19 protein-coding genes are annotated in these 21286 nt (G+C 64.2%); all 19 read right to left on the bottom strand.

The genetic code is table 11. The features are described from left to right. Nucleotides 1-2: 2 nt before the first annotated feature. Nucleotides 3-1193 carry a dihydrolipoamide acetyltransferase family protein gene (locus MK313_RS13830; protein ID WP_287782258.1) on the bottom strand — a complete coding sequence of 397 codons (1191 nt, stop codon included), beginning with the start codon at nucleotides 1191-1193 and terminating at the stop codon, nucleotides 3-5. Further along, complete coding sequence (locus tag MK313_RS13825) at nucleotides 1171-1956, bottom strand: enoyl-CoA hydratase/isomerase family protein (protein ID WP_008944224.1); 786 nt, start codon at nucleotides 1954-1956, stop codon at nucleotides 1171-1173. The genes MK313_RS13830 and MK313_RS13825 overlap by 23 nt, the downstream gene beginning before the upstream one ends. Nucleotides 1957-1979: 23 nt before the next feature. Continuing rightward, entirely contained in the window at nucleotides 1980-2954 is a 975-nt protein-coding gene (locus tag MK313_RS13820; RefSeq protein WP_008944223.1) for an alpha-ketoacid dehydrogenase subunit beta, read from the bottom strand. 2 nt (nucleotides 2955-2956) lie between these two features. Continuing rightward, nucleotides 2957-3898 (bottom strand): thiamine pyrophosphate-dependent dehydrogenase E1 component subunit alpha, encoded by a 942-nt coding sequence (locus tag MK313_RS13815; protein ID WP_008944222.1) that lies wholly within the window; start codon nucleotides 3896-3898, stop codon nucleotides 2957-2959. A 46-nt stretch (nucleotides 3899-3944) separates the two neighbouring features. Next, on the bottom strand, nucleotides 3945-4658 hold the full coding sequence (locus tag MK313_RS13810; protein ID WP_008944221.1) for an ABC transporter ATP-binding protein: 714 nt from the start codon (nucleotides 4656-4658) through the stop codon (nucleotides 3945-3947). A 2-nt stretch (nucleotides 4659-4660) separates the two neighbouring features. Continuing rightward, nucleotides 4661-5428: an ABC transporter ATP-binding protein gene (locus MK313_RS13805; RefSeq protein ID WP_008944220.1), complete on the bottom strand. Its 768-nt coding sequence runs from the start codon at nucleotides 5426-5428 to the stop codon at nucleotides 4661-4663. Between the two features lie 5 nt (nucleotides 5429-5433). Then, entirely contained in the window at nucleotides 5434-6222 is a 789-nt protein-coding gene (locus tag MK313_RS13800; protein WP_008944219.1) for an SDR family NAD(P)-dependent oxidoreductase, read from the bottom strand. Beyond that, nucleotides 6219-7199, bottom strand: a complete 981-nt coding sequence (locus MK313_RS13795) for a branched-chain amino acid ABC transporter permease (protein ID WP_008944218.1) — start codon at nucleotides 7197-7199, stop codon at nucleotides 6219-6221. Before MK313_RS13795 ends, MK313_RS13800 begins: the two co-directional genes overlap by 4 nt. After that, complete coding sequence (locus MK313_RS13790) at nucleotides 7199-8101, bottom strand: branched-chain amino acid ABC transporter permease (RefSeq protein WP_008944217.1); 903 nt, start codon at nucleotides 8099-8101, stop codon at nucleotides 7199-7201. The genes MK313_RS13795 and MK313_RS13790 overlap by 1 nt, the downstream gene beginning before the upstream one ends. A gap of 76 nt (nucleotides 8102-8177) precedes the next feature. Next, nucleotides 8178-9458, bottom strand: a complete 1281-nt coding sequence (locus MK313_RS13785) for an ABC transporter substrate-binding protein (protein WP_008944216.1) — start codon at nucleotides 9456-9458, stop codon at nucleotides 8178-8180. Nucleotides 9459-9721: 263 nt separating this feature from the next. Then, the gene (locus MK313_RS13780; protein WP_202802366.1) at nucleotides 9722-11365 is read right to left on the bottom strand and encodes an acyl-CoA synthetase; all 1644 of its coding nucleotides are present in this window, start codon (nucleotides 11363-11365) and stop codon (nucleotides 9722-9724) included. A 411-nt stretch (nucleotides 11366-11776) separates the two neighbouring features. Continuing rightward, nucleotides 11777-12715: a branched-chain amino acid ABC transporter permease gene (locus MK313_RS13775; protein WP_008944214.1), complete on the bottom strand. Its 939-nt coding sequence runs from the start codon at nucleotides 12713-12715 to the stop codon at nucleotides 11777-11779. A 13-nt stretch (nucleotides 12716-12728) separates the two neighbouring features. After that, complete coding sequence (locus tag MK313_RS13770; RefSeq protein ID WP_008944213.1) at nucleotides 12729-13616, bottom strand: branched-chain amino acid ABC transporter permease; 888 nt, start codon at nucleotides 13614-13616, stop codon at nucleotides 12729-12731. A 31-nt stretch (nucleotides 13617-13647) separates the two neighbouring features. Beyond that, nucleotides 13648-14859, bottom strand: a complete 1212-nt coding sequence (locus MK313_RS13765) for an ABC transporter substrate-binding protein (protein ID WP_040706992.1) — start codon at nucleotides 14857-14859, stop codon at nucleotides 13648-13650. An 18-nt stretch (nucleotides 14860-14877) separates the two neighbouring features. Further along, nucleotides 14878-15582 (bottom strand): ABC transporter ATP-binding protein, encoded by a 705-nt coding sequence (locus MK313_RS13760; RefSeq protein ID WP_008944211.1) that lies wholly within the window; start codon nucleotides 15580-15582, stop codon nucleotides 14878-14880. After that, nucleotides 15575-16333 carry an ABC transporter ATP-binding protein gene (locus tag MK313_RS13755; protein WP_008944210.1) on the bottom strand — a complete coding sequence of 253 codons (759 nt, stop codon included), beginning with the start codon at nucleotides 16331-16333 and terminating at the stop codon, nucleotides 15575-15577. Before MK313_RS13755 ends, MK313_RS13760 begins: the two co-directional genes overlap by 8 nt. Nucleotides 16334-17109: 776 nt before the next feature. Beyond that, nucleotides 17110-18078, bottom strand: coding sequence for a lipid A deacylase LpxR family protein (locus tag MK313_RS13750; protein ID WP_237740181.1), 969 nt, complete (start codon nucleotides 18076-18078; stop codon nucleotides 17110-17112). Nucleotides 18079-18146: 68 nt separating this feature from the next. Continuing rightward, the gene (locus MK313_RS13745; protein ID WP_008944208.1) at nucleotides 18147-19268 is read right to left on the bottom strand and encodes an ABC transporter permease; all 1122 of its coding nucleotides are present in this window, start codon (nucleotides 19266-19268) and stop codon (nucleotides 18147-18149) included. A gap of 3 nt (nucleotides 19269-19271) precedes the next feature. Further along, nucleotides 19272-21286 (bottom strand): ribosome-associated ATPase/putative transporter RbbA (gene rbbA / locus MK313_RS13740; RefSeq protein WP_287782248.1); only part of this gene is annotated, 2015 nt, incomplete at its 5' end.

The following is a 21286-nucleotide window of genomic DNA, read 5'->3' as shown; positions in this document are numbered from 1 at the left end:
CCTCAATCTTCGGTACGAAGAAGCGAATGCGGCGCCTCCAGCGCCTCGGCGATGGCCTGCAGCAGCCGGGCCGCCAGCACGCCGTCATAGACGCGGTGATCGCAGGACAAAGTAAGCGTCATTTCCTGACGCAGCGCCGGCTTGCCCTGACTGTCCGGGCGGAAGAGCTGCTCCACAGCACCGATGCCCAGAATGGCGGATTGCGGCGGACTGATGATCGGCGTGAGCGCCTTCGCACCGAACATGCCGAGATTGGAGACGCTGATCGCCCCGCCCGTCATGTCGGCAGCACCCAGCCGGCCCTCACGGGCTTTTGCGGCGGCGTCGGCGCTGTCGCCCGCCAGCCGGTCGAGCGGCAGCCGCCCGACATCGCGCAGGATGGGGATGAACAGCCCCTCCTCGCTGTTCACCACCATGCCGACATCGGTGGTGGTGAAGGCGATATGGGCGTCATGATCCCAGATACGGTTGGCCCGCGGCACGGTGAGCAGCGCCCGACCGGCCGCCTTCAGCACCATGTCGTTGACGCTGATCTTCCGTCCGCCGGCAGCGTTCAGCTGCGCGCGCAGTTCCAGCAGCGCGCCGACATCGGCGGTGCGGACGATCTGGAAGTCCGGTATTTCGCGCCTGGCCGTCACGACCCGGCGCACCATGGACAAATATTTGGCGGAGAGCGCGATACGCTCGCCCTCGGCAGAGGGCGGAGAGGATGGAACCGCTTTGGCCGCCGCCGTGACATCGGCAGCCTTGATGCGCCCATCCGGCCCGCTGCCGGCAATGGCGTGGAGATCGACGCCCTGCGCCTTGGCGATGCGGCGGGCCAGCGGCGTCGCCCGTACCCGCTCACCAGCCGAGGCCGGCACCGGAACCGGTTTCGGCGCTTCCATAGCAGGCTCGGGCGCATCTGGCGCCTCGGCGATGAACCCTTTCCCGGTCCAGCGCGCGACGGCGGTGCCGACCGGCACGGTCTCGCCGGTCTGGACCAGAATCTCGGCAATCGTGCCGGCGCTGGGGGCTTCGACCTCATTGGCGATCTTGTCGGTCTCGACGACGAAGATCACCGCCCCCGCCGACACGCTGTCGCCGGGCTTTACCTTCCATTCAGCCAGCACGCCTTCCGTCATGGTGAGGCCCAGCTTCGGCATCACCAGATCGGTCAGCGCCTGGCCCTTATTTGCCGGTGAAGACGGCATTCCGCTTCTCCAAGAAGGCTGTGCATCCCTCATGCGCATCGGCGCTGTCGAAGATCAGGCTGGCCATCGCCTGCTCATGCGCCAGCGCCGAGGGCAGCGGCATATCGGCACCGTCGCGGATGGTGCGCTTCATCACCTTCAGGATCAGCGGCGATTTATGGGCAATACGCTCGGCCAACTCCATCACCTCCGCCATCAGCCGGTCCTTCGGCACGATACGGTTGATCAGGCCGAAGCTGAGCGCCTCCGCCGCCGTGATATGGGCGCCGGCAAACATCAGCTCCTTCGCCTTGCACAGCGGGATCTGGCGGATCATGCGCTGCGTACCGCCGGCACCGGGAATCAGCCCCAGCGTGATTTCCGGCAGGCCGACCTTCGCGGTTTCGGCGGCGATGCGGATGTCGAGCGACAGCAGCAGCTCGGTCCCGCCGCCCAGCGCCCAGCCGTTGACGGCGGCGATGGTCGGCTTGTCGGACAGCTCGAACCGTCGGAAGACGCGGTGGATCACCTCGGCAAACTCGATGTAGTGGTCCAGCGCCTGCCGGGAATTCATGTCGGCAATGTCACCCCCGGCCACGAAGGCCTTCTCGCCTGCGCCGGTGACGACGATGACGCGTACATCCTTGTTCTTCTCCATCCCGTCCAGCGCCTGTTCCAGCGCCAGCACGGTCGGCACGTCGAGCGCGTTCATCACCTCCGGCCTATTCACGGTGATGATGCCGATTGCCCCCTTCACTTCGGTCAGGACTGTCTGCTCGCTCATCGGGAATGTTCCTCGTTACGGTTTCAGGCCAGGGTCTTGCGGACGGCATCGGCGATTCGGCCGGCATCCGGCAGATAGCCCTGCTCCAGGGTCTTGGCGAACGGCACGGGCATGAAGGGCGCGCCGACACGGACAATCGGGCCGTCCAGCTCGTCGAAGCCGATATCGGCCATGCGGGCGGCGATCTCCGCGCCGATGCCGAAGGCCTCCACCGCCTCATGCGCGACCACCAGCCGGTGGGTGCGCGACAGGGACTCCAGTACCGCCGCCTCGTCCCAGGGCTGCAGCGAGCGCAGGTCCAGCACCTCGGCCTCCACCCCCTCGCCCGCCAGCGTGTCGGCGGCGTCCAGCGCGGTGTAGAGCGCCGCCCCATAGGTCACGATGGTTGCGTCCCGGCCGGGCCGGGCGATGCGGGCCTTGCCAATCTCCACGACAGGCAGATCGTCTGGCACATCCTCCTTGCGGGCATAGAGCGCCTTGTTCTCCACCATGATTACCGGATCGGGATCATCGATGGCGGCGCGCATCAGCCCATAGGCATCTGCGACGCTGGCCGGGCACACCACTTTCAGACCGGGGATATGCGCGAACCATGCCTCCAGGCATTGCGAATGCTGCGGCCCGGCGGAGACGCCGCCGCCATGCGGCAGGCGCACCACCATCGGCACGCTGCCCTGACCACCGAACATGAAACGCGCCTTGGCCGCCTGGTTGACGATGGCATCCATCGCGATGGCGACGAAATCCATGAACATGATCTCGACCACCGGCTTCAGCCCGGTCATCGCCGCGCCCACGGCGGCGCCAACAATGGTGGCTTCCGAGATCGGCGTGTCGCGCACACGGTCCTCGCCATAGGCTTCCAGCAAGCCGCGCGTCACGCCGAAGGGACCGCCAGCCGCCGCGATATCTTCGCCGAAGACGATGACAGACGGGTCTTCCGCCATGGCGTCGGACAGGGCCTGGTTCAGCGCACGGACGTAGCGAAGCTCTGCCATCGCTACACTCCCGCCGGGGTATAGACATCGGCCTGCGCCGCCACGAATTCCGGCAGGGGGGCGGCGCGCGCTGCCTCGGTCGCGGCGTCGATCTCGGCCATCACCTCGGTCTCCAGTGCCGCCAGCACGGCCTCGGACACGCCCAGCAGCGACAGGCGGGACTCCGCGCGCGGCAGCGGGTCGATCTTGTCGCGGTCCTTCAATTCGGCCGGGTCGCGGTATTTCTGCGCATCGCCCTCGTAATGGCCGCGCACCCGCTGGGTGATGCATTCCAGCACACGCGGCCCGCCACCCTTGCGGATTTCGGAGACCAGCCGGCCCGCCGTTTCGGCGACGATCTCGACATCATTGCCGTCGATGGTCTCGGCCGGGATGCCGAAGGCGTCGGCCAGCTTGGCCAGCGGGGCGACGAACTGCTTCGAGGTCGGGGAGAATTCCGACCAGCCATTATTCTCGCACACGAACAGCACCGGCAGCTGCCACAGGGCGGACAGGTTCAGGCTCTCATGCAGCACGCCTTCGGCCAGCGCGCCATCGCCGAAGAAGACCACGCCGACGCCGCCGGTCTTGCGCACCTGATGGGCCAGCGCACTGCCGACGGCGATCGGCATGCCGGCGCCGACGATACCGTTCGCGCCCAGCATGCCGGCCGACATGTCGGCGACATGCATCGAGCCGCCCCGCCCCTTGCACACGCCGGTCTCCCTTCCCATCACTTCCTGGAAAAAGCCGTTCAGTTCGACGCCCTTGGCCAAGGCGTGGCCGTGGCCGCGATGGGTCGAGGCGATGGTGTCCTTGCGCTCCAGCACCGATCCCAGCCCGGCGGCAATCGCCTCCTGCCCGATGGAGAGATGGATGAAGCCCGGCACCTCGCCATCGGCGAAAAGCTGGGACAGCCTCTCCTCGGTGCGCCGGATCAGCAGCATCTGCCGGTACAGCGCCAACAGCGCCTCCGGCGTGTTGCTGCCTTTCCGGGCCCCATTCCGGGCTTTAGATGGCGAGATAGCGCTGCTTGATGGCATCGTTCGCCCTCAACCCCTCGATTGTGTCGCGATAGACGATCTGCCCCTTATCGACCACGGTCGCATGAGTGGCGATGCCGAGGCAGAAATGCATGTTCTGTTCGGCCAGCAGGATGGTCGCCCCCATGTCCCGCAATCGCCGGATCAGATCGCCGATGGCCTGCACGATGATTGGCGCCAGCCCCTCGGACGGCTCGTCGAGCAGCAGGATTTCCGGGTTCCCCATCAGGGTGCGGGCGATGGTCAGCATCTGCTGCTCGCCGCCGGACAGGCGGCCGGCCATGCGGTGGCGCATGCCGGCGAGGATCGGGAACGCCTCATAGACCCGCTCCAGAGTCCAGTAATCCTCGCCATTCGGACCTTTCTTGGTGCCGATGACGAGATTGTCCTCGATGCTGTGTTCCGGGAACACTTGCCGGTCTTCCGGCACATAGCCGATGCCGGCCCGGGCGATGCGGTAGGGCTTGCGGCCCGAGACGGTCACGCCGGCCAGATTGATCTCGCCCCGGCGTGGCGGGGCAATGCCGGCGATGGCCTTGAAGGTCGTGCTCTTGCCCGCGCCGTTGCGGCCGAGCAGCGCCATGGTCTGGCCCTTCTCCACCGTCAGGTCGACACCGAACAATATCTGGCTGGCGCCATAGAAGACGTCGATGCCCTTCACCTCAAGCATGGCCTGGGTCATGGTCAGCCCTCCCCGGCAGAGACGGTGGCATCGTGATCGGTACCGAGATAGGCATCGATCACATCCGGGTTGCTGCGGATGTCATCCGGCGTGCCCTCGGCCAGGACGGCACCGTATTTCAGCACGCGGATGGTCTGAGCGATCTTGAAGACGATGCCCATGTCATGCTCGATGAACACCAGGGTCATCTTTTCCGCCTCCCACAGGCGATAGACCTTGTCGATCATCTGCCAGCGCTCCTCCGGCCCCATGCCCGCCGTCGGCTCGTCGAGCAGCAGCACTTTCGGGTCCATCGCCAGCGCCAGCGCAATATCGAGCAGCTTCTGGTCGCCATGCGACAGGCTGCGCGACAGCACATCGGCCTTCGCGGTCAGTTCCAGCAGCGCCATGATCTCTTCCACCCGGTCCGCCGCACTTTGCAGCGGGAAGCGGGTGAGCACCTGCGTCGATTGCCGGCGGTGCGAAATCACCGCCGCCATCAGGCTTTCCCGCAAGGTCAGGCTGGGGAAGATCGAGGCCACCTGGAAGGCGCGACCGATGCCCCGGCGTACGATCTCCAGGCTGGAGCGGCCGACCAGATCCTGGCCGTCGAACAGCACCCGCCCGCGATCCGGGCGGATATGGCCGGAGATCAGGTTGAAGAAGGTCGTCTTACCCGCGCCGTTCGGCCCGATGATCGCCGTCAGCGACCCGGTCGGGAAATCCAGCGAGACATCATTCATCGCCACGACGCCACCAAAGGCCTTGTAGAGATTCTCGACTTTCAGCATCGCCGCTAACCCCGCTTCGGCGGCACGCCGCCATAGGTGTGCCAGGGCGGGGCGACGAGCCAGCCGCCATCCACCGGCAGGGCGACGCCGGTGATGCCCGAGGCATCGTCCGAAGCGAGGAAACTGCACGCCTTGGCGATCTCCTCGGTGCGGATCAGCCGGCCAAAGGCAGAGTTCTCCTCCAGCGCCTTCGGATCGCGCTTGCCATCGTCGATGGCGGCCTGCAATGCCGGGGTCAGCACATAGCCGGGGGCGATGGCGTTCACCCGCACGCCGGAGCGGCCCCATTCGGTGGCCAGGGTCTGGGTGATCGACACCACCGCCGCCTTGGCCGGGGCATAGGCGTGCAGCGGCGCGGAGCGGAAGCTGGTGACCGAGGCGATGTTGATGATCGACCCGGCACCGCGCAACGCCATGCGCCGGCCGAAAGCGACATTGCTGACATAGACGCCGCGCTGGTCGACCGCGATGACCCGGTCCCAGATTTCCATCGACAGCTCTTCCGGCGGCAGCGGCGGTTGCAGCACGCCGGCGGAGGCTACGAGGATATCGGTCGGCCCCATCTCGCGGGCGACACGCTCGGCCAGCGCCTCGGTGTCGTCGACGCTGGTGACGTCCAGCCGGGCATGGATCGCGCCCTTCAGGCTGGCGGCGACCTGCTTCGCAAGAGCCTCGTTGATATCGGCAATCACCAGTCGGGCGCCGCGTGCGGCCAGATCACGCGCACAGGCCTCGCCAATGCCGCTGGCCCCGCCGGTGACGACGGCGACCCTGCCCTCGAGAGTGTGGCTCATCGACCGGTCTCCTTCTCAAGCTTCCTGGTCCGGCGATCCTGGAACCAGAGATAGACGAAATCGGCCAGGCCACGCCGCAGCCCCAGCACGAACACCAGGATGATGGCACCCAGCACCAGCCCGTGATGTTCGGTATAGATCGTTACGAAATGGTTCAGGGTCTGCAATAGGATGGCACCGACGAACGGGCCGAGGAAAAGCTGCGTGCCGCCCAGCATGATCATGACAATCGCCTCGCCGGACATCGTCCAGAAGGCGAATTCCGGATAGGCACCCGAGACGAACAGCGCCAGGATGATGCCGCCGACCGAGGCCATGGTGCCGGCGATGACGAAGATCGCCAGCTTCATGCGCACCACGTTCACGCCAAGGAAATTGGCGCGCTGCGGGTTGTCGCGGATCATCCGCAGCGTATAACCGAAGGGCGATTGCACGATCTGGCGCATGATCACCAGGCAGACGATGAACACCACGGTGCAGAAGATGTAGAGCGTCATGCTGTCGTTCAGGTCGACACCCAGGAAGACCGGGCGCGGGATGCCGCCCATTAGCCCCTGGTCGCCGCCGGTCAGCGACACCCAGGTCAGGATGATCGAGTGGATGAACATCTGGAAGGCGAGCGTAAGGAAGGCGAAATAGATCTCCTTCAACCGCACGCAGATCGCGCCGATCACCAGCGCCAGCAGCGCCGTGCCGCCCACCGCCGCCAGCATCGCCACCGGCAGGGAGACATTTCCCGACTGCATCAGCAGGCCGAAGATATAGGCGCCCGACGCGAAATAGGCGGCATGGCCAAAGGACACCAGACCAGTGAAGCCGACCAGCAGGTTCAGCGACATGGCCAGCAGGCCATAGGCGATGACATAGATCACGAAATCGCGCATCGCCGGATGCGGCACCAGGATCGGCAGCACCAGCAGCCCGGCCAGCAGCAAGCCGGCCCAGGCGAGGTCGCGCAGGGAAGATCGGCCCAGCATCACTGCACCGGCCGGCCGAACAGGCCACTCGGCTTCACGATCAGCACGAGGGCCATCACGGCAAACATCATGCCATCGACGAACAGCGGGAAACCCATCGACCCGAAGGACCGCGTCAGCCCGATCAGCAGGGCCGCGATGAAAGCGCCGACGATGGAACCCATGCCGCCGATCACGGTGACGATGAAGCTTTCGATCAGGATCGACAGCCCCATGCCCGGCGTCAGCGTGCGGATCGGCGCGGCCAGCGCGCCGGCGGTGCCGGCCAGCAGGCTGCCAATGCCGAAGACGAAGGCGTAGAGCAGCGTCGTGTTGATGCCCAAAGCGCTGACCATGGTCGGGTTGATCGCGGCGGCCCGCACCACCTTGCCGAAGCGCGTCTTGGCGATGCCGAGCCAGAGCACCAGCCCGACAACCGCCGAAATGCCGATCATGAAGACGTAATAGGACGGGATGTACCCGCCGGCGACCTGCAGCGGCGGCAAGGCGAAGGCATCCGGCATGCCCATAAGCTGGTATTCCGCGCCGTAGAGGATCTTCACCATGTCATCCAGGATCAGGATGAAGGCGTAGCAGACCAGAAGCTGCATCAGCACGTCGCGACCGTAGACCTTGCTCATGAACAGCCGCTCGAAGGCCATGCCGAAAATGCCGACGCCCAGCGCGCCGGACAGGATGGCCAGGGTGAAACTATCGGTCAGCTGATAGGCGCTGAAAGCGAAATACGCCCCGATCATATAGAAGGAGCCGTGCGCGAAATTGATGACGCCGAGCACGCCGAAGATCAGCGACAGGCCCGATGCCACCAGGAACAACAACATACCGATGATCAGCCCGGTCGAGACCTGCGTCACCGCGCAGGATATCGACGACAGGCAGCCCGCAAGCGCTTCCAGCTCCAAGGCCGTTCTCCCGTAAATTCCGTGGAAAAAAGGAGCGGCATCCGGGGAATATCTTCCCCGGATGCCGCAAGGTGCGTCAGGCGTACCCTTTCCGCTTTTTCCACTCGCCTTCGAGCTGGATGATTTCCGACCACGCAGGCGCGGTGAAGTTCTCGACATATGGGAACTTGCTGCTCGTCACACCCCAGGCGGCCGGATAGCCGATGATGGTGTGATCGTCCGCCCGCATGGTGATCTTGTCTTCCACTGCGAAGGGCGAATCCAGCTCCATGCCTTTCACCTCGGCCGCCAGCGCCGCACCGTCAGTCTTGCCGTTGGTCCGTTTCAGGGCTTCGAAGATGAAATGACAGGCCAGGCGGTTCTGCCAGGACCAGTTGGTCGGCTCCTGTTTGGCGATGCCGTTATAGCCCTCGGCAAAGGCCTGATTGCCCGGCTTGTCCGGGTAAAACCGGTTGTAGCGATAGACCGTGTTCAGCCCGGCTGGCAGGTTCTTGATCGCGGTCAGCACGGGCGGATCACCGAGCCCGCCAGAGAAGAAGGTGATGTTGTTGAACAGGCTGTAGAGGTTCGACTGCTCGATGAAGGCAACGAGATCCCCCCCCCAAAGCGCTGAATACATCGCCTGCGGCTTCACCTGCAGGATCTTGGTGATGTTCTCGGTGTAGTCCGGCTGGAACAGCTTCGGCCAGACCTGGTCGACAACCTCCACATTGGGATCGAAGACCTTCAGGTATTCCAGGAATTCCGCCGTGTTATCGCGGCCATAGGCGTAATCCGGCGAACAGGTCATCCACTTCTTCAGGCCCTTGGCCTTGGAGATGACGGAGGCATACTTACCGCCGGCCACCGCGTCATGGATACCCTGGCGGGCGCTGCGGAAAGCGGTCTTCACATGCAGCTTCGGATCGGCCGTGAGGGTCGATGATTCCGAGCATGTGTGAAGGCAGAGCACCGGAATGTCGCGAATCACCTCCTGCACCGCGAAGGAGCCGGACGACGCCTCGCCGTCGATGATGATCTCGCAGCCGTCATTGTTGATCAGGTCGCGCGTGACCTTGGCGGCCTCGTCCGGGCGACCCTTGGAATCGCGGTCGATCAGTTCGACCGTGCGCCCGTTCACGCCGCCGGCGGCGTTGAATTCCTGCACCGCCAGCTGCACGGCAGCGCGGCTGGAGGTGCCGAGGATGGCAACACGACCGGACAGGATGGTCGGCATGCCGATACGGATCACCTTCGCCTGGGCGCCGGCGATATGGGGAAAGCCGGTGATGGTGGTGGCAAAGGCGCCGGCCGCAGCGGCGGAGCCGGCACCTTTCAGAATCGTGCGACGCGACACGCCGCTCTTTTTACTGGCCATTGATTTCCTCCCTCAGGCCGTTCGGGCGAAAGGAGGTTCGCACGCCGGCCCCTCTTGTTTGGGTAGCCCGCCGCTACGCCTGACGGGCAACAGGAGTTTGGGGTTGGGAAAGCAACGTTGTCAATAAAAAATGAACGACGAGTCATAAATCATTTTTTTGTGCAATGCACCTTCGCGAATGCGAAACTCACCAACCACTAGGATTTCCTGATTTACGGTCTCAGCAAGAATCCGGCAGCGAGTACAGTCGAACTCACCGAGTTTCAGGCATCTTCTTTCTTCGCCAAGAAGCTCTGCGCCGCGAATTCCCGGTCGCGCAGTTCACGCCGCTTGATCTTGCCCGACGCGGTCTTCGGCAGATCGGCCGTGAACTCGATGCGGCGCGGATATTTATAGGGGCCGGTCAGCGCCTTGCAGTGATCCTGCAACTGCTTCACGAGGGCATCCTCGCCGACATGCCCGGCCTTCAGCACGATGAACGCCTTCACCACCTCGCCGCGCTCCTCGTGCGGGCTGGCAACGACGGCGCATTCGGCCACGGCCTCGTGCTCCATCAGCACATTCTCCACCTCCATCGGCCCGATGCGGTAGCCGGCGGAGTTGATGACATCATCCGAGCGTCCCTCGTAGAACAGATAGCCATCCTCGTCCATGCGGGCGAGATCGCCGGTCAGGAACCAGTCCGCGCCGCCGATCTTCATGTAATTGGCCGCCGTGCGCTCAGGCTCCTTCCAGTAACCCAGCATGATCTGCGGGTTATCGGCGCGGATCGCCAGCCGGCCGGGCGTACCAGCGGGGGCGAACCTTCCCTCCATGTCGATTACTGCCGCCTCGGTGCCCGGCAGCGGCTTGCCCATGGAGCCGGGCTTCACCGGCAAGGGCGGATAATTCAGCACCGTCATCAACGTCTCGGTCTGGCCATAGCCATCCAGCAAATCGACGCCGGTTAGGCGCTTCCAGCCGCGCACGATCTCCGGGTTCACGCTCTCGCCGGCCGAGACGGTCATGCGTAGGGCGGAGAGGTCGTAGCCGGCGACATCCTCCTGCACCAGCCGGCGCAGCTCGGTCGCCGCCGCACAGAATACCGTCACACGGTAGCGCGCCAGCGTTTCCAGCCGCAGCTTCGGATCGTAGCGGCCATTGTAGAACACCACGGTCGAGCCGCAGCTCCAGGGGCCGAAGATGATCGAGGTGCCGGCCTTGCTCCAGCCGGTATCCGCCGTACACCACATTACGTCTTCGGGCGTCAGCGTCAGCCAGTACCAGGCCGAGACGCGCCAGGCGAAGATCCCCCGGCTGGCGTGCAGAACGCCCTTCGGATGGCCGGTGGAGCCCGACGTATAATACATGATCGCCGGCTCGTCGGCAGCCAGGCGGGCCGGCTGGAACCGGTCGGACGCATCGGCCAGCGCCACGTCGAAATCCTCCCAATGCCCTTCAGCCCCCCCGACCGAAAGGCTGGCCAGCAAGTGGTCTCCGGAGGCGAACTTGCCGATGTTGGACAGGGTGGTAATGGCTCCTGTGGCCTCAGAATTGGCAAGGCGATAGGCGATATCGCGCTCGGTCAGCATATCGATGCAGGGGATCGGGATCGCGCCCAGCTTCAGGCAGCCGACCATCGCCATCTGCCATTCCGGGATGCGCGGCAGCATGACGATCACCCGGTCGCCGCGCTTCACCCCGCGCGCCGACAGCGCATTGGCGACACGGTTCGACAGCTCGGCTATATCGGCATAGGTCAGCCGGCGCTCATTGCCCTGGTCGTCGCACCAGATCAGCGCCGGATGGTCGGGCCGCTCGCGCGCCCAGGCGTCGATCACATCGCCGCCGAAATTGAAACTCTCGGGCACGTCCCAGCGGAAGGCATCGCGGGCCGCCTCGTAGCTCTCCATTGGTATTCGCTGCATTGTGACATCCTCCTGAATGGCCGCTTTTACGGCTTTTATATCTTCTAACACAGCACGGCTCTTCGCTTTGTCACCTATAATCTTGTGTGAAGCTTATGTACCTCGATGATGTATTATGAATTCCGGTGATCTGATGGAGCAGCTGCAACCTTCACCCGGCATAGCATTAACGAGCCTATCTCGGTGTCCATCAAAACGGCAGCAGGCCAGTGGGTGCAGGAGACCTGTAGCCTATTGATGTTCCTGGCCCTAGTTCTGGCACTGAGCAGCGGCTGGCTGAAGGGACAGCATGTGCGCATAGAAATGGCATCCGGCGTACCGCTCACCGCCATCGGCTGAGGATGCGGCGATCCCTGCCACGGCGGCGCTATCGGCGGCGGGGAGTCTGTCCCCGCCGCGTCACTCTCCAGATCAGCCGGTCCGGGCCTGCTTCTCGCGCAGCTTGCGGACCAGCGCCAGGAATTCGCCGACGATACCCCGGCGGAACAGCAGTACGCAGACCACGAAGATGCCGCCCTGGATGATCGTCACCCAGGACCCCATCTGCGCCAGATAATTCTGGATGCTGACAACCAGAAACGCGCCAACCACCGGGCCGAACACAGTGCCCATGCCGCCCAGCAGGGTCATCAGCACCACCTCGCCCGACATGTGCCAATGCACATCGGTCAGCGAGGCCAGCTGGAACACCAGCGTCTTGGTCGATCCCGCCATGCCCGACAGCGCCGCCGACAGCACGAAGGCCACCAGCTTGTAGTGATCGGTGCGGTAGCCGAGCGAGATGGCGCGCGGCTCGTTCTCGCGAATTGCCTTCAGCACCTGGCCGAAGGGCGAATGGATGGTGCGGTAGATCACCAGCCAGCCGAACACGAAGATCGCCAGGACGAAGTGATACAGCGCGATCTCGCTGGTCAGGTCTATGAAGCCCAGCAGATACCCGCGCGGGATGGCCTGGATGCCGTCCTCGCCACCGGTGAACGGTGCCTGCAGGGCGTAGAAAAAGATCATCTGCGACAGCGCCAGGGTGATCATCGCGAAATAGATGCCCTGCCGGCGGATCGCCAGCCAGCCGAAGACCAGCCCGACCAGTGCCGCCGCCGCAGTGCCGGCCAGGATGCCCAGCTCCGGCGGCAGCCCCAGCACCTTCATCGAATGGCCGGTGATATAGGCCGCCGTCCCCAGAAAGGCGGCATGCCCGAAGGACAGCAGCCCGACATAGCCCAGCAGCAGGTTGAAGGCGCAGGCGAACAGCGCGAAGCACAGCGCCTTCATCAGGAAGATCGGGTAGAAGAAGTAGGGGGCCGCCAGGGCGGCAGCCACCAGCACGACGAGACCGAGTATGCGGATCATGCGGCTGCTCCCCTTACCGTGCGCGGCCGAACAGGCCGGCCGGCTTCAATACCAGCACGATCGCCATGATGATGAAGATCACTGTGTTCGAGGCCTCGGGATAGAACACCTTGGTCAGCCCCTCGACCATGCCGAGGCCGAAGCCTGTCAGGATCGCCCCCATGATCGACCCCATGCCGCCGATCACCACCACGGCGAAGACGACGATGATCAGGTTGGAGCCCATCAGCGGATTGACCGAATAGATCGGCGCCGCCAGCACCCCGGCAAAACCGGCCAGCGCCACGCCGAAGCCATAGGTCAGCGTGATCATGCGCGGCACATTGATGCCGAAGGCCTGCACCAGCGCCGGATTTTCCGTGGCGGCCCGCAGGTAGGAACCGAGCTTCGTACGCTCGATCAGGAACCAGGTGGCAAAGCAGATCAGCAGCGAGGCGACCACCACCCAGCTACGGTAATTGGGCAGGAACATGAAGCCCAGATTCTGCCCGCCCTTCAGCGCATCCGGGATCGGATAAGGCAGGCCGGAGACGCCATACATCTGCCGGAACAGGCCTTCGATCATCAATGCCAGACCGAAGGTCAGCAGCAACCCGTAGAGGTGATCCAGCTTGTACAGCCGGCTGAGCATGGTCTTTTCAAGCAGGATGCCGAAAAGACCGACGAGGACAGGGGCGAGGAACAGCGACGGCCAGTAGCCGATGCCGAGCATGTTGAGCAGCAGCCAGGCCACGAAGGCCCCCATCATGTACAACGCCCCATGGGCGAAGTTGATGATGTTCAGCAGCCCGAAAATAAGGGCCAGGCCAAGGCTCAGCGTGGCGTAGAACGCGCCATTGATGAGCCCCAGCAGCAGCTGGCCGAACAACACTTGCGGCGGTATGCCGAGCAGTTCGAACATCCCAATCCCCGTCGGTCCGTTCAGGTGACGCTCAGCCCTTGGCGAGCGAGCAGGCGGGGCTCATCGGGCCATAGGCCTCCTCGCCCGAGATGGTGCGCAGGACCTTGTAGTAATCCCACGGACCCTTGGATTCGGACGGCTTCTTCACCTCGACCAGATACATGTCGTGCACCATGCGGCCATCGGCGCGCAGGCTGGCATTGCGGGCGAAGAAATCCTTCACCGGCAATTCCTTCATCTTGTCGACGACCTTCTTGCCGTCATCGGTGCCGGCTTCCTTGATCGCCTTCAAATAATGCGCGACGGCGGAATAGACGCCGGCCTGGGCCATGGTGGGCATGGCGCCATTATGCCTGGCGGCGAATTTCTTCGACCAGGCGCGAGCCTCGTCATCCATGTCCCAGTAGAAACCGGTGGTCAGTTGCAGGCCCTGCGCGGTGTCCAGGCCGAGGCTGTGGATGTCGGACAGGAAGACCAGCAGCCCGGCCAGCTTCTGCCCGGCCTGGGTGATGCCGAATTCGCCGGCCTGCTTGATCGAGTTGATGGTATCGGCGCCCGCATTGGCCAGGCCGATGACTTGCGCGCCCGAGGCCTGGGCCTGCAGCAGGAAGGAGGAGAAGTCCTGGTTCGGGAAGGGATGGCGCACAACGCCCTTCACCTCGCCGCCGGCCTCCTTCACCACCTTGGAGACGTCTCGCTCCAGCGCATGGCCGAAGGCGTAGTCGGCGGTCAGGAAGAACCAGTTCTTGCCGCCCTGGGCCACGATGGCCTTGCCAGTGCCATTGGCCAGCGCCGTGGTGGAGTAGGTCCAGTGTACGCCGGTCGGCGAGCAGGCCTTGCCGGTCAGGTCGGAGGTGGCGGCGGTGGAATTCAGATGCACCTTGCCCTTGCGGTTTGTGATTTCCTGCACGGCGAGCGCCACCGAGGAGGTCGGCACATCAACCACGACATCGACCTGTTCGGCATCGATCCAGCGATTGACGATGCTGGAGCCGACATCCGGCTTATTCTGGTGGTCGGCGAAGACCACCTCGATCTTCTTGCCAAGCACGGTGCCGCCGAAATCCTCGACCGCCATCTGAGCGGCCAGGGTGGAGCCGGGGCCAGCCAGGTCGGCATAGGTGCCGGACTGATCGTTCAGCACGCCGATCTTCACCACATCGTCGGAAACCTGCGCCAGGGCCGAACCGGCCGAAAGCGCCAGAGCCGCAACGCCCGCAAGCAACGCTGTACTATGTTTCATCGTAACCTCCCTTGGTTATCAGACACCCAGATAGGTGTGCAGTTTGTCGAGTTGTGTCTCGACTTCGGCATTGGGGATCATGTCGATCACCCTGCCATGTTCGACGATGTAGTGCCGGTCGGACACTGTGGCCGCGAAATGGAAATTCTGTTCGACCAGCAGGATCGTCAGCCCCTTTTCCTTCAGCTTGCGGATGACCGCGCCGATCTGCTGCACGATGACGGGGGCCAGGCCCTCGGTCGGTTCGTCGAGCAGCAGGAGATTGGCGCCGGTGCGCAGGATGCGGCCAATCGCCAGCATCTGCTGCTCGCCGCCGGAAAGCTTGGTGCCCTGGCTTTTCAGCCGAGTCTTCAGATTGGGGAACAGGTCGAAGATTTCCTCAAGCGGCATGCCGCCGGGCTTTACCACCGGCGGCAGCAGCAAATTCTCTTCGACATTCAGGCTGGCGAAGATGCCGCGCTCTTCGGGGCACAGGGCAACGCCCAGCCGGGCGATCTTGTTCGATGGCAGGCCGATGGTCTCCGTGCCCTCGAAGGCGATGGAGCCGCTGCGCTGGCCGACCATGCCCATGATCGCCCGCAGGGTCGTGGTCTTGCCCGCGCCATTGCGCCCCAGAAGGGTGACGACCTCGCCCTGCCCGACCTCCAGGTTCATGCCATGCAGGATATGCGATTCGCCATAGAAGGCCTGCAGATCCGAGACTTTCAGCAGCACCTCAGCCATTGCCGGTCCCCAGATAGGCGCTGATCACCTCGGGCATTTTCGACACCTCATCATACGATCCCTCGGCCAGAATTTCGCCGCGCTGCAGCACCGTGATGATATTCGACAGATTGGAGACGACGCTGAGATTGTGTTCGACCATCAGCACCGTGCGGTTCTGTGCCACCTTGCCGATCAACTCGGTGATGCGCACGATATCCTCATGCGTCATGCCGGCCGTCGGCTCGTCGAGCAGCAGCATCTCCGGGTCAAGCGCCAGGGTGGTGGCGATCTCCAGCGCCCGCTTGCGGCCATAGGGCAGGTCGCCGGCCATGTGGCTGCGGAATTCGGTCAAACCGACCGCGTCCAGCAGTACCTCCGCCCGGTCATTCAGCGCCGCCAGGCTGGCGTCGGATTTCCAGAAATGGAACGAGGTGCCCAATTCGCGCTGCAGGGCGATGCGCACATTCTCCAGCAGCGACAGATGCGGGAAGACAGCGGAAATCTGGAAGGACCGCACCATGCCCTTGCGCGCGATATCGGCCGGGCTGGTCCGGGTGATGTCCTCGCCCTTGTAGAGAATGCGCCCCGATGTCGGCGTCAGGAATTTCGTCAGCAGGTTGAACACGGTGGTCTTGCCGGCGCCATTCGGGCCGATCAGGGCATGAACATCGCCCTTCCGGACGCGCAGGTTCACGCCACGCACCGCGAAGAAACCTTTGAATTCCTTACTGAGGTCGTCCGTCTCCAGGACGAATTCGCCTGACGCCATTCCCGTTTCGCTCCCTGCGCGCCCGGACATTCCTTGCCACGCGATGGCGGTGCACCCCCGAAATCGGCGGCACTGAGAATGACCCGGACCTTGCTTCCCTGACCTTCTCGTGCTGCTCCGACCGGCAAATTTGTCTGCCCGTCGAAATGCCCCGGTTTCCGGAATCTGACCACACGACTTATTAGGTCTTTTTTATTTATCCATCGACACTATCCAACATAGCCCACTCGCACAAGACACAAGGCGCACATAAGATTCGCCTAATGAAAATCGGGAGCATCCCTGCCAGCCGACTGACCGGCAGGGATGCTCTGTACTACGCTGTCCTGGTATCGCCGCGGATGCTCGCCAGGAACTGGGCGACCTAGGCACGCAACGCATCTGCCTCGCGCGACAGGTCGCTGGAGGAAGAAAGCAGCTGGCTCGACGCCGCCCCGGTATCCGAGGCGGCCTGGCGCGGTTCAGTCACTATGTCCTCACCTCACCGGACCAGGCCAAACAAGCGATGACCGCCATGGAAATGACAGAGATACTGGCTGATGCGATGAACGAATTCTACGCCGCTCCCCTGCCGGACATCTGGAAGGTGTACTCGATACGGTCGAGCAGATCACCGGTCGCCCCGTCCGCACGTTTCAGGAGTTTGCACGCGACCACGCAAAGGTGTTCCGCAGCACTTGATGTTGCGACTCCGGCTGAACCGCATCGCCGAGGAATATGAAATACGCTTCTGTGACTTCCGGGAAAACTCACCGACGTGCGCCGAAGATCAGACATCAAAACCGCAGCGAGAGGCTGAAGACCCCGAAATCGTCGCCCTCGTCCTGACCCTCGAACTCCCGCGTGCGCAGCACGTGGGTGTAGCTCAGGCGCACGTTCCGCCAGGTCACGGCGATTCCGAACTGGAGGTCGCCGACCAGCGACTCCTTGTCGACGCTGCGGCTGTCGCGAAAGGTGTTGCCGTCGAGGAAGATGTTGCGCGCGACCGCCCTCCCCTCCATGCCGGCGAACAGGTACCAGCCGAAGCCCTCCTGCGGCACGAAGAAGCCCGAGCCCGGCAGGCTCGGCTGGATGCGCGGCGGGCCGTAGTCGAGCGGCAGGCGTTGACCCAAGCGCAGCATCAGGCCGGCGTTGGCGTAGGTGAAGACGTTGCCGAGCGCGCCGCCGGCATGCGGCGTTGCATCGAAGCCGAAGCCAGAGACCGATTCCGAGACGAAGCCGCGCCAGCTGCGCTGGTAGGTCAGGACAACCCCCGGCTCGTTCTTAAGCTGGGTATCCCAGCCGCGCGCCTCCTGAGAACCTGTAATTTCGTGAACAATCTTCTGGGTCTGTTCGGCGAGCGAGGCCGGTCCGACGACTCCGAGCGTGAGCTCCAGCTGGTCGAGCCGACGGCCGGTCTCGGCGATCAGCCCGACCGATCCGTACAGCCAGCCGGCATAGGGGCGGTCGTCGCGCGGCGGATTCCGCAGCGCGATGTCGTCCGGCGTGTACATGTTTTGTCCAATGGCATAGCTCGTCCGCACGGTGCCGCCCTCCGGAAACAGGGGAAACCAGCGGGCCGCGCCAAGCGCCCAGTCAGGCGTCCCGTCCGGGCCGGACAGCCAGGAGGCGCGCACACCGTTCGTGTAGTTGCGGTCCGTGCCGTAGAAGAGATCGTTCTCGAAGACCAGGCTCAGGGTGCCGGTTTCCGTCTCGTCGGCCGCAACAGCCGAAAGAGAACCTACAGGACCTGCGGCAACCACCACCAAGATGGTGAACCATCTTCTCAATGGCGAGGGTGTCCTGATCTTTTGTCCCTGTCTCATTTGCATACTCAAGCCATGGTGCTGATGGTGCGACGGAACCGGGCGAGCGCGAAGCCGAACAAGGCCGCCCCGATCGCGGCGATGGCGAGGAACTGCGGCCAGACGGCGGTGAAGCCCGCGCCGCGGTACAGGATCGCCTGGGCCAGCATCACGAAATGCGTGTTGGGCGCGGCGAGCATGATGTACTGCACCGCCTCCGGCATGCTCTCGCGTGGCGTCGAGCCGCCGGAGAGCATCTGCAAGGGCAGCAGCACCAGCATGAGCAGCAGGGCGAACTGCGGCATGGAGCGGGCGACGGTGCCGAGGAAGATGCCCATCGAGGTAGTCGCGAACAGATGCAGCGCCGCCCCGGCCAGGAACAGCGCGAGCGAGCCTTGGATCGGCACCGACAGCCAGCTCTGCACGACGGCGGTGAGCGCGAAGGCGGTGGCGGCAAGGACGACCAGCCCCATCGCCCATACCTTGCTGCTCATGATCTCGAAAGGCGTGACCGGCATGACCAGCAGATGCTCGACGGTGCCGTGCTCGCGCTCGCGGATCAGCGCCGCGCCGGTGAGGACGATGGAAAGCATGGTCACGTTGTTGATGACCTGCATGATGGCGCCGAACCACGACTTGTTGAGCTGGGGATTGAAGCGCACCCGGAGCGCCAGATCGACGGGCAACTCCGGAACTTCGCGATAACGCTGCGCGAAGGCGCGCACCTCGTCGCTTACGATGGTCTGGATATAGCCGCTGCCGGTGAACGCCTGGCTCATGCGCGTGGCATCGACGTTGAGCTGGACCGTTGGCCGCCGCCCCGCCAGCAGATCGCGCTGGAAGTTGGGCGGGATGTCGAGGGCGAAGGTGTCGAGGCCGGCATCCATGCGGGCGTCCATCTCGGCCTGGTCGATCACCTTGGGGAGCACGAAATAGGGCGGGTAAAAGGCGCTGACGATGCGCCATGACAGCGGCGAGCGATCCTCATTCACAACCGCGATCGGCGCCTTGTTGAGGGTCTCCGGCATGGCTGTGGCCGCCGTGTAGACCGAAACGGTGAAGGCGTAGACGATCAGCACAAGCATGATCGGGTCGCGGACGAGGCTGCGCAACTCCTTGACACCGAGATGGAAAATATTGGCAAGGCGCATGGACTACCGCTCCTGCTTCTTGAGCAGCGCGGCGGACAGCCCGATCAGGATCGGCACGGCCAGCGCCAGTGGGAGAAAGGCGGCATGCAGGTCGGAGAAGTTGAGGGCCTTCGAGAAGGTGCCGCGCGCAATCGTCAGGAAATGCGTGGTCGGGTAGATCTCGCCGATCAGCCGACCAACGCCCTGGAGCGAGGAGACCGGGTCGATCATGCCGGAGAAGTTCGCGGCCGGCAGGATGGTGAGCACCGCCGTGCCGAAGATCGCCGCGATCTGGCTGCGCATGAAGGTGGAAATCAGCAGACCCACGGCCGTCGCGGCGCCGACATAGAGCAGCGCGCCCGCCGCCAACGTCAGGAAGCTGCCCTTCAGCGGCACGCCGAAGACGGTCACCGCGAGCAGCGTGAGCAGCAGGAAGCTCAGGAAGGACAGGCCCACGTAAGGGAGCTGCTTGCCGAGTAGGAATTCGAGCCGCGTGGTTGGCGTGACGTAGAAGTTGGTGATCGAGCCGAGCTCCTTCTCGCGCACCACGCTGAGCGCCGCGAGCATGGCCGGGATCAGCATGAGCAGCAGCGGGATCACCGCCGGCACCATCGCCACCAGGCTCTTGACGTCCGGGTTGTAGCGGAACCGGGTCTCGATATTGACGAGCCCCGCCAAAGCCTCGCCGTAGCCGGCCTCGCGCGCCTTGGTCGCCAGCCAGTGGGCATGAATCCCCTGCGCATAGCCGCGGACAGTCTCCCCCCGTGTCGGCATGGCGCCGTCGATCCAGGCGCCGATCTCGACGCGCCGGCCCCGGGCCATGTCGCGCGCGAAGCCCGGCGGAATCTCGATCGCCAGACTGATGTCGCCTTCGCGCATTCGCCGGTCGAGATCGGCGTAACCGGTAATCGGCGCCCGCTCGACGAAATACCGGGAGCCGGCGAGGTTGAGCGTATAGTCGCGGCTGACGGTGGTCTGGTCGCGATCCAGCACCGCGAAGGTGAGATCCTCGACATCGAGGTTGATGCCATAGCCCATCACGAACATCAGGATGACGCTGCCGAGCAGCGCCAGCGTCAGCCGGATGGGATCGCGGCGCAGCTCCAACCCTTCGCGCCGGGCATAGCTGATCATGCGTCGGGGGTCGAACTGGCGCCGCCAGCCCTGTGGTTCGACATGGCCTGCCGACGCCTCGACCGAATCGAGCGAAGCTGTTGCGTTCGGCCGGCGTGCCTCGTCCGCGCCCTCCGCTGCGGCATCCTCCAGATAGGCGACGAAAGCGTCTTCCAGGCTGTCCACGCCGCGTTTGCCTACCAGGGCGGCAGGCGTGTCAGTGACCAGAACCCGGCCCGCATGCATCAGAGAGATGCGGTCGCAGCGCTCAGCCTCGTTCATGAAGTGGGTGGAGATGAAGATGGTCACGCCGTCGCGGCGCGACAGCTCGACCAGCATGCGCCAGAAGGCGTCGCGCGCCACCGGGTCGACACCCGAGGTGGGCTCGTCGAGGATGAGCATCTCGGGCTTGTGGATCATGGCGACCGCCAGCGATAGGCGTTGCCGGTGGCCGAGGGGCAGCCGACCCGGCAAGCTGTCAATCACCGCGGCCAGATCGAAGCGTTCAACCATTTCGTCCACCCGCCCTGAAATCTCGGCAGCGGGCACGTGGAACAGCCGGGCATGCAGATCCAGGTTCTGCCGCACCGTGAGCTCGGTGTAGAGCGAGAAGAATTGCGACATGTAGCCGACGCGGCGGCGGGTCGCGAGGTCGTGCGGGTCCACCTCGTGTCCGAACAGCCAGGCCCGGCCTTCGCTCGGCGGCAGGAGGCCTGTCAGCATCTTCATCGTCGTGGTCTTGCCGCAGCCGTTGGAACCGAGAAAACCGAAGATCTCACCCCGTGGGACACGCAGGTTCACATGATCGACCGCGGTGAACTCGCCGAAGCGCATGGTCAGATCCCGGGCCTCGATCGCGGTATCGCCATCGTCTTCCGGCCGCGGCGGAATCTCGACCGCCCGATAATCCCGGCGCTTGTCTTCCG

The organism is Oceanibaculum sp., from assembly GCF_022449305.1.
Classification (GTDB): domain Bacteria; phylum Pseudomonadota; class Alphaproteobacteria; order Oceanibaculales; family Oceanibaculaceae; genus Oceanibaculum; species Oceanibaculum indicum.
The sequence above is the reverse complement of the archived record's forward strand: the minus strand, read 5'-3'. Positions and strand labels throughout refer to the sequence as shown.

Coding starts and splice junctions, on each gene's coding strand:
- MK313_RS13830 (WP_287782258.1), bottom strand. CDS start 1,193: ATGCCGTCTTCACCGGCAAATAAGGGCCAGGCGCTGACCGATCTGGTG.
- MK313_RS13825 (WP_008944224.1), bottom strand. CDS start 1,956: ATGAGCGAGCAGACAGTCCTGACCGAAGTGAAGGGGGCAATCGGCATC.
- MK313_RS13820 (WP_008944223.1), bottom strand. CDS start 2,954: ATGGCAGAGCTTCGCTACGTCCGTGCGCTGAACCAGGCCCTGTCCGAC.
- MK313_RS13810 (WP_008944221.1), bottom strand. CDS start 4,658: ATGACCCAGGCCATGCTTGAGGTGAAGGGCATCGACGTCTTCTATGGC.
- MK313_RS13805 (WP_008944220.1), bottom strand. CDS start 5,428: ATGCTGAAAGTCGAGAATCTCTACAAGGCCTTTGGTGGCGTCGTGGCG.
- MK313_RS13800 (WP_008944219.1), bottom strand. CDS start 6,222: ATGAGCCACACTCTCGAGGGCAGGGTCGCCGTCGTCACCGGCGGGGCC.
- MK313_RS13795 (WP_008944218.1), bottom strand. CDS start 7,199: ATGCTGGGCCGATCTTCCCTGCGCGACCTCGCCTGGGCCGGCTTGCTG.
- MK313_RS13785 (WP_008944216.1), bottom strand. CDS start 9,458: ATGGCCAGTAAAAAGAGCGGCGTGTCGCGTCGCACGATTCTGAAAGGT.
- MK313_RS13780 (WP_202802366.1), bottom strand. CDS start 11,365: ATGCAGCGAATACCAATGGAGAGCTACGAGGCGGCCCGCGATGCCTTC.
- MK313_RS13775 (WP_008944214.1), bottom strand. CDS start 12,715: ATGATCCGCATACTCGGTCTCGTCGTGCTGGTGGCTGCCGCCCTGGCG.
- MK313_RS13770 (WP_008944213.1), bottom strand. CDS start 13,616: ATGTTCGAACTGCTCGGCATACCGCCGCAAGTGTTGTTCGGCCAGCTG.
- MK313_RS13765 (WP_040706992.1), bottom strand. CDS start 14,859: ATGAAACATAGTACAGCGTTGCTTGCGGGCGTTGCGGCTCTGGCGCTT.
- MK313_RS13760 (WP_008944211.1), bottom strand. CDS start 15,582: ATGGCTGAGGTGCTGCTGAAAGTCTCGGATCTGCAGGCCTTCTATGGC.
- MK313_RS13755 (WP_008944210.1), bottom strand. CDS start 16,333: ATGGCGTCAGGCGAATTCGTCCTGGAGACGGACGACCTCAGTAAGGAA.
- MK313_RS13745 (WP_008944208.1), bottom strand. CDS start 19,268: ATGCGCCTTGCCAATATTTTCCATCTCGGTGTCAAGGAGTTGCGCAGC.